This window comes from Streptomyces sp. NPDC002793 (assembly GCF_040295485.1).
In the GTDB taxonomy this organism is placed as follows: domain Bacteria; phylum Actinomycetota; class Actinomycetes; order Streptomycetales; family Streptomycetaceae; genus Streptomyces.
Map to the genome: position 1 here is coordinate 1 of NZ_JBEOVL010000108.1, position 5,433 is coordinate 5,433.

At 65.0% G+C, this 5,433-nt stretch carries 1 protein-coding gene; it reads right to left on the bottom strand.

All coding sequences use genetic code 11. The annotated features are described in order from the left end of the window. Nucleotides 1-5,418: scabin-related ADP-ribosyltransferase (locus ABT001_RS35655; RefSeq protein ID WP_502967583.1), on the bottom strand; the 5,418-nt coding region annotated here is incomplete at its 3' end. Nucleotides 5,419-5,433: the final 15 nt, after the last annotated feature.

The window sequence follows — 5,433 nt, forward strand, 5'->3', positions numbered from 1 at the left end:
CACCTCACCCGAGCCCAACAACCGGCCCGGACCGGACGAACCCCCCGACAGCACACTCGGAGCGGCCGAAGGCACCGTCCCAGCCCCACCAGCCTCACTCGAGACTTCCTCACCTTCGGCCGACAGGCCGGCCACCAGCGCGATGCCCTGTTCCCGGCCAGGGCCCTCGCTCCCCGTCGAGGAGCCTTGACCCCGGCCATCACTCTCCAGGGACACTCCCGGGCTCGGTCGCCGCACGGCACCTATATCCCTTGGCAGGGTCTGCTCATTGATCTCGGCCTGCTGCACCACACCCGCAGCAACCACATCACCGGAGCCGTCACCAGCCGCAGACTGGGGCGAAGTGTTGACCTGGCCGACCGGACGGGCACCAGGCCCCGATTCATCAGCGTCCGGATTCCACGTACCAGTACGATCCAGCTCCGCAAACTCCGACAGGCTCTCGGGCGGGGCGTCGTGGACACCCTCCCGCCACTCAACCTCATCAGTGTCCGGATTCCACGTACCAGTACGATCCAGCTCCCTGTCGTAGACACTCACAACAGCCCGTGCATCGATCAATCCCGTGAAAGTAACCTCCCGCTCCATAGGGAAGGAATTCCACGCTGCTTGCCGATCGAAAGTGCCATTGACATCAACACCGGTAGGGTCACCGTTACGCGACGAGTCAATCCCATATCGAAAGCGGCTCGAACGATGCCACAATTCACGATCACGAGTGGTCGAGACGAACTGCGCTGCGGGATTACGTCTCGCCCATTTCCGCAGATCCACAACGCTCTCGGGGTCGTCAGCATGGAAACCCACGCGGAAGATCTCTTCCGGCGGACGGTTCGAGAACCGCCACAGCTTCTCCCCCTTAAGGCTTTCCACCACATAGTCGCGATCCAGTTCGTGCACCATGCGGTAGTCCACCGCAGGCGCCGCATCTACCGCGGCGTCGCCGCTGACTCGCGTCTCCTGCGTCACAGCAGGGGAAACATCGTCGGAAAGGGCAACCGACTCCGTAGCAGGTTGGGCGGTCGGCCGCACCACCACCGCGTCTGCCTCACCATCGGCAGCGCCAGCAACAGGGTGCGCGGCCGCCCTCGGATCGGACTCCGACCCGAGCCCCTCGTCGAACCCGAGCCCCTCGTCGGAAGGGACCGGGGCCGGCAGGTCCTCCAACTCGTCCAAGCGCGCCTCGTCCAGGAACGCGCTCAGCCCGGCAGGAACGTCCTCCGAGAATGACCGCTGCGGGTGAAGCCGCTGCACTGGCAGTTCCGGCCCCCCCGCAACCGCATACAGTTCAGCAATCCTCATCCAGGTCGCCAATGGCAGAATGCCCCTACCATACCTGCACTCTTCCAATTTCTTCGCCGTGGTGCCGTCTCGAAGGTAGTCGGCAATGTATGCGAACTCCCTCTCCTTGTGCAGCCACTCCAATTGCTGCCGAGCGACCTTCAACTGCGGCGCATCGCGGTACGTGTCCCGCAAAAGATGGATCGCTTCCACCACCTTGGACGACACCCGGTCCCATTCCTCGTCCTTGATGGCCGTCATGTCGCCATCACGGGGACGGACACCAAGCCTCTCGAGCTCCTTGCGCAGGGCATTCAGCGAACTCAGTTTGGGCACCAGATCATCCACGGCCTCCTTCAAAAAGGATTGCTGCGGGCCAAGCGGCTCCACTGGCAGTTCCGTCCCCACCTCAGCCGCATACAGACCATCAATCCTCTTCAAGGTCGCCAATGGCAGACGTATTCGATATCTATTGAAATCTGACAATTGCTTCGCCGTGGTGCCGTCTCCAAGGTGGCCGGCGATGTATACGTACGTCTTCCACTTAAGCAGCGACTTCAATTCTTCCCGAGCGACCTTCACCCCGTCTGCGTACCGCGGCGCATCGCGGTACTTTTCCCGATAACGATGGATCGCGTCCACCACCTTGGACGACACGAATTCCCAGTCCTCGTCCTGGATGGCCGCCCTGTCGTCAATACCTGCACCAATCTCGTCGAACAGGTCGTTCAGCGACCTCAGTTTGGACCTCAGATCATCAACGGCCTCCTTCAGCCCCAGCCGCACATCACTGCCGGCCCCGCCCCGGTCCGAGGCACCAACTGCACCGGACGCAGCCTCACCCACCGCAGACGAAAGCCCCACCGATCCAGCCGAACCCGCGAACTCCTCCGAGCCCTCCATGTCCACGTCGGCAGGCTCGCCCGGCGAAACAGGGCTCGGATCGGACTCCGACCCGAGCAGCGCAGCCACCTCGGCCCACTCGTCCGCACCCACCTCCGCAGGCTCGCCCGGCGAAACAGGGCTCGGATCGGACTCCGACCCGAGCAACTCAGCCACCTCGGCCCACTCGTCCGCACCCACCTCCGCAGGCTCGCCCGTCGAAACAGGTCTCGGATCGGACTCCGACCCGAGCAGCGCAGCCGTGACCGTATCCACGAACCCCGCTGCCGGCGGGTCCTCCAACTCGTCCAAGCGCGCCTCGTCCAGGAGCGCGCGCAGCCCGGCAGAAACCTCCTCCGAGCCCTCCATGTCCACGTCGGCAGGCTCGCCCGGCGAAACAGACTGCGGACCGAAGTCCGACCCGAACAGCGCAGCGATGGCCACGGATGCTCCTTCCAGCGCTGCCTGATCGCTGTCCGCGCCCTCCTCTCTCACGCCCTCGCCACCACCGCCGGCGACGGCCTCAACCTCGACACGGCGCCGCTTCGGCCCATGCTGTGCGCTTCGATCGGTGTCGTCCTCCTCTACCGAAGGCTCCGACCCACCGTGCCGCTTGCCACCCCCCGCAACGAGGCCACTCTCCGCAAACTCCGTTTGGGACGTTCGGGGCGCCTCGACACTGTCATCCACCCCGTCCGCCGCCGGAGCAACAGCCTGGGCACCCGGACGCACGGCCGGCCCCGAGTACTCCTCGGCCAGAGCGAAAACGGCCGCGTCCTCATCCACCGACCCGCCAGCCCACGCCCGCGACCCCACGACCTCCCCGTCATCACCGGGAAACACACCGAAGTCCCCGAAGTCCCCGGACTCCATATCCACATCGAACCCGAGCCCGTCCTCGAACCCGAGCCCCTCGTCGGAACGGACCGGGGCTGCCGGCCGCGCATACGCCGTCTCCTGCACGACACGGGGCTTCGGAGCCCCGACTCCGTGGTGGAGGAAGGGGCTCAGGATGTCGGCGATCTGCCCGAGCTCATGAGGCGTGAGCCCGTAGGACCGCCCCGGCTCACCGAGGTTGATCGGGCCCATCAGATCCCATCGGCCCTCACCCGCCTGCTGCGCCTCATCCCCATGAGAAGTCAGCCGCACCCCCAGCGGCCGACCCTGCTCATCACGCGGCGACGCCAACAAGGCCCGCTCACCATCACGGGCCCCATCATCATGGGCCTGTACATCACGGGGCCCGTAACCGTGCGCGATTTCATGGGCAAGCAGCACACGAGACGCCTGCGTGTACCAGACGTTCTGCACCATGTCCCCAGGGGCCTGAGGCTGCCCGTCCTTGACCTGGACCACGTCATGCGCGTCCGCCTCGGAATCGACGAACTCCACCGCAAGCTCCAACCGCGGCCCCGGCAGATGCGGGCCATGGACCAGACCCTCCGGCTGGACAGCCGGCAACCGGCTCCCTTGCGCGTTCAACTCCGCCAAACCCGCGAAGGCGTTGCGCCGCATCACCTCCACCCGACCCGAATCCACACCCTGGTCGTCGAGGAAGATCCGGCGGGTCAGGCGGACCGTCTCCTGACCGGGCCGGTCACCGGCATACCACTCCCAAAGAAACCCGACCTCCGTCCACTCACCCGACTTACGCGACCCGCCCGGCAGTACCCGACCAGGCAACCCGCCCTCGCCAACCTCCACGACGAACGCTTCCCCCGACCGCGGGATGAAACGATCAGTACGCACCTCACCCGAACCCAACAACCGGCCCGGAGACGAACCTTCCGACAGCACACTCGGACCCGCCGAAGGCACCGCCTCAGCCCCACCAGCCTGCGTCGAGGAGTCCTCAACCCGGCCATCACCCAGGGACAACACACCGGGGCCCGCCCGCCGTGCGGCATCGACAGCCTCCGGCACGGTCTGCTCATCAGTCTCGGCCTGCTGCACCATGTCCGAGGCACCAACTGCACCGGACGCAGCCTCACCCACCGCATACGAAAGCCCCACCGATCCAGCCGAACCCGCGAACTCCTCCGAGCCCTCCATGTCCACGTCGGCAGGCCCGCCCGTCGAAACAGACTGTGGACCGGACTCCGACCCGAGCAGCGCATCGAAGGCCGCGGATGCTGCTTCCGGGTCTGCCTGGCCGCTGCTCGCGCCCTCGTCTCCCACGCCCTCGCCACCACCGCCGGTGACGGCCTCTACCTCGATACGGCGCCGCTTCGGCCCATGCTGTGCGCTTCGATCGGTGTCGTCCTCGTCTGCCGAAGGCTCCGAACCACCGTGCCGCTTGCCACCCCCCGCAACGAGGCCACTGTCCGCAGACTCCGTCTGGGACGTTCGGGGCACCTCGACACTGTCATGCACGGCCGGCCCCGAGTACTCCTCGGCCAGATCGGCCAGAGCGATAACGTCCGCGTCCTCTTCATCAGCGTCCGGATTCCACGTACCAGTACGATCCAGCTCCGCAAACTCCGACAGGCTCTCGGACGGGGCGTCGTGGACACCCTTCCGCCACTTAACCTCATCAGTGTCCGGATTCCACGTACCAGTACGACCCAGCTCCCTGTCGTAGACACTCACAACAGCCCGTGCATCGATCAATCCCGTGAAAGCAACCTCCTGCTCCTCAGGGAAGGCATGCCACAGTTTTGCCCGATCGAAAGTGGCATTGACATCAACACCGGTAGGGTCACCGTTACGCGACGAGTCAATCCCATATCGATAACGCTTCTCGCCCTTGTGATCTTTGAACCACAAGTCCTGATTACGAGTGGTCGAGACGAACTGCGCATCGGGATTCTCACACGACCAGTCAAAAAGATCCACAACGTTCTCGGGGTTGTCAGCGTGGAAACCCTTGCGGAAGATCTCCTCCGGCGGGTGGTTCGAGAACCGCCACAGCTTCTCCCCCTCATCACTTTCCACCACATAGTCGCGATCCAGTTCGTGCACCATGCGGTAGTCCACCGCAGGCGCCGCATCCACCACGGCGTCGCCGCTGACTCGCGTCTCCTGCGTCACAGCAGGGGAAACACCGCCATAAAGGGCAGCCGACTCCGTAGCAGGTCGGGTGGTCGGCCGCTCCACGCCCGCGTCTGCCTCACCCCCGGCAGCGCCAGCAACAGGGAACCGGTCCTGAAGGGCGCGGGCACCAATAGGAAGGTACGGGGTCAGTACGTCTGCGATCTGCTGGAGATGGTCGGAGGTGATGACGATGTGCGATTGAGGATTCTCGAACTTCCCCATCAAGCTCGACTCACC